Origin of the sequence: Pseudovibrio axinellae (assembly GCF_900110875.1) — a bacterium.
In the GTDB taxonomy this organism is placed as follows: Bacteria; Pseudomonadota; Alphaproteobacteria; order Rhizobiales; family Stappiaceae; genus Pseudovibrio; species Pseudovibrio axinellae.
In genome coordinates this window covers 1-3,294 of record NZ_FOFM01000063.1, presented here as the reverse complement: position 1 = coordinate 3,294, position 3,294 = coordinate 1, and the positions used below count along the sequence as shown (strand labels likewise).

General features: G+C 53.4%; 1 protein-coding gene. It reads right to left on the bottom strand.

All coding sequences use genetic code 11. The features are described 5' to 3' along the window. Positions 1-40: 40 nt before the first annotated feature. A partial coding sequence (locus BMZ51_RS23385) for a baseplate multidomain protein megatron (RefSeq protein ID WP_074882412.1) occupies positions 41-3,294 on the bottom strand: 3,254 nt, incomplete at its 5' end.

Sequence of the window (3,294 nt, the reverse complement as noted above, 5' to 3'; positions counted from 1 at the left end):
GGCAAGTTTAAATGTGCTGTATTGCTCATATTACCGCTTCCTAATTGTCATCAAAAAAGAACAGTGATGGAACGCCCCGCCCATAGGCTGCAGATAGTTGGAACACCTGAATTTCAAAGCTGCTTGCAAGCGCGCCAAAGTCCTCAACCTGCATTGCAGCGCTGTAGGTTATCGATTGGCTGGTAGAAGACAAAACCCGTTTAACGGCCTCCCCGTCCCGGATCTCAATTTCATAGTGTTCTGCCTCTTCTCCAAGGGGCACTTGCTCAGCTTCCCAGCTATCGCCTCCGGTTCGTGTGCGCCGAACCCAGCCTATTAAAATACTATCATCCCCCGCACGGGTGGAGGATAAGTGCACCGGGGAAAGCGGGCGCTCTCCCTTGCCGGTGAAGGTTTGCAGGTAACTTGTATAGTCTTGCGACCCAACACCAGCCCCGGCTCGGCCTGCCTGCCAGTTGAGAGGCAACCCCAGCTCAGAACGCGATAGCCCGTTTTGAACTATGCCGCCATCCAGCACGACCACGCGCGCGCCTGTAGCTGCCCCCATTGCAAGCTCACTGCCCCGTTGCCCGCGCAAAATCTTGCTCAAAGAATAGCTGCGCGCTCCTACAAGGTCAGCTTGTGCAAACTGCACCACCTCCCATTCCCCGTTTATCCCTTCAATCAGCAACGCATTGCCCCCGGCAAAAACAAGGCTATCTTCAAGAGACGCCAGTTCGCCGCTGTATAGCTTCACCTTTATCAGGTTGCCCATATCCCAGCGATACAGCGGCCCGGCTGGAAGGTCTGCAACCAGCTCGCCTAATATACCTGTCTGGTCAATGGCCGCACGCAGTTCATAGCCGCTTGTGATTGGGCTGGATAAGAACGCCATGCCCGGCGAAAACGGCAATTGATAGCCGGTTAGATAGCCTTGCCATGGCGTGTCTTGATCACGCAAAAGCGGCCCGTCAATAAACACCGCAAGGGGCGCAACCTGCAGGTATTCCCCTTGTGAGACAAAAGCCCGCTGTGCGCCCTGCGTGCCCTCATACACTGGTGCATCATAAAGCGCCGCTTCCACGGCCCGCGCTTCCCCGTCTTTCACGCCGGTTACACGTGCGCTATACGTGCCCCCGGAAAGTTCCAGCTCCAAAAGGTCACCTGCTTCAATCTGCAATTCAGTAGGGGCAAGCGTAAAGGTAAAGCGCTCACGGCTTGCCCAGGCTTCCTGCAGCAACCCTTCACTAATCCCCTGCAGGCGCTCATAATTGGTCACTAAAGGCAGATCCGTAATAACAACCCGCTCAGAAGAAGCCGCGCCTATCAACGCTTGTGCTGTAACAGTGTTAAAATCGTTTGAGCTGTCATAGCCGGTCACACGCACCACAGCGGGTAATTCGGTTTCCTGTGCCCGCACGATTGCAACGCGTTCTTTATCCTTGCCCTGATCAATCATGCTTTGCGCGTTGATCTGTTTGAGCGGATAAAGCGAACGGCGCGAACGAAATTCAACCCGCCCTCCTGATTCCACTGCATCAAAAAAGAAAGCAGCACCAAGGGTTTCAAGCACGCTGCGTGCACTGGTAACAGAGGAGATTAAAAACCCATCGCCAACACCATCAGCCCCGGCGCAATCAAAATCTTCACCCTCAACCAGTCCGCAGCGTTGCATTAACAGGCGCGCAAGCCCGTCAGCAGACACGCCGCCCAGGCGACCAGATAACCAATGCCCGGTCGTGAAATTTCCCCAATCTGCCCATGTATCGCTTTCAATGGGATAGGAGGGGAACGGGCGCACATCCCACGCCCATGCATACATGTTCACAGGGTCCACCATAGGGCCGCCATAAACCGGGCTAATGGGATTATTGCCAGCCTCTTGCGCCCAATATTCTTGCGTTGCGCGTAGGTAACGCCGCTGTATCAGGTCATCACGCACACCAGAGGAAAAATAAGGCACCTCACTTTCAGAAGATTTAGGGTCATAAAACACGTTGGGCTGATTGGTGCCCTTATCGATTGCCGGGCAGCCATACTCTGTAAACCAGATAGGCTTGCTCTTGGGTTGCCATTCGCTTGCATCATTTGAACGGATACCGCCCGGCCGGTTATGGTGGGCACTCTCCCACCAGCCGCGCAAATCCTTTTGCCTGAAAATCCAGTCTTCACCGTGTCCAAGGTCTTCAATTGGCGAACGTATCTGGCTTTCACGATCTGCAGCGCTGGCATAATAATAATCAAAGTATTCCCCGCCCTCGATACCGCTTTTGAGATAGTTCACATCATGAATGGATTGTGCGCCGGGGGCGTGATCCGCATGGCCTTGCCCATCACGCCAGTCAGACAACGGCAAATAGTTATCAATCCCGATAAAATCAATGTTCTCATCAGCCCATAACAAATCAAGATGAAACAGCACATCGCCACTGCCATCATTGGGCCGGTAGCTGTGATATTCGGACCAATCCGCCGCATAACTAATCTTTGTATCAGCGCCAAGCATACTTCGAACTTGACCCGCCAAGAATGCCATTAAGCTCGCAAACATAAAGAAATTACCAGTGGTACGCACGCTCGAAAGGCCGGGCATTTCCGTGCCGATCATAAAAGCGTCAACGCCCCCGGCAACCTGCGCAAGCTTGGCAAGGTGCAAAATAAAACGTGAATAGCGCCACTCATCGTCCCCGCTATAGGTTACACTTTCACCGTCCCATCCAAAATCTAAGGGATCAGCAAACCCCATAAAATAAACGACCTGATAGCCTCCAATCAGCGTTTTATCTGGGGTGCCGGGCTGCCCCGGTGCAGGGTGGCAAGTGATCCGGCCGCGCCATGGATAGCGCTGTTGCTCTGCGCCGCCGTAAGGGTCAGGCAGGGCGTTACCTTCTGGAATATCCATCATAATAAACGGGTAGAGCATCACCTCAAACCCGCGTGCTTTCAGGTCCTGTATAGCTTCAACAATAACGCTGTCAGAAGGCGTTCCGCCATAAGCGGGCTTACCATCCACATAAGAGACAAGCCGCGCCTGACCACGCGACAAGCCCGCAACGCGCCATTCAATAGGGCTGGTTGTTTTCAGTGCTTCAACACGCGGGGCAATGGTGCAATGTTCGGCGCGCAAATCATCACCAAACCACGCAACCACAAGAGAAATTCTTTTACAATTCGGGCAACTGCCCTCTAAAAGATCTAGCGAAAGCTCCCAGTCTGTCTGCGCTGCTAAAGTGTGGCGGTTGTTATAAGCAGTCGATAGCCCGTCCTTGTTTTCTTTAACAAGCGTTTTGGAATAGCCAAATTCGGTCGAACCGG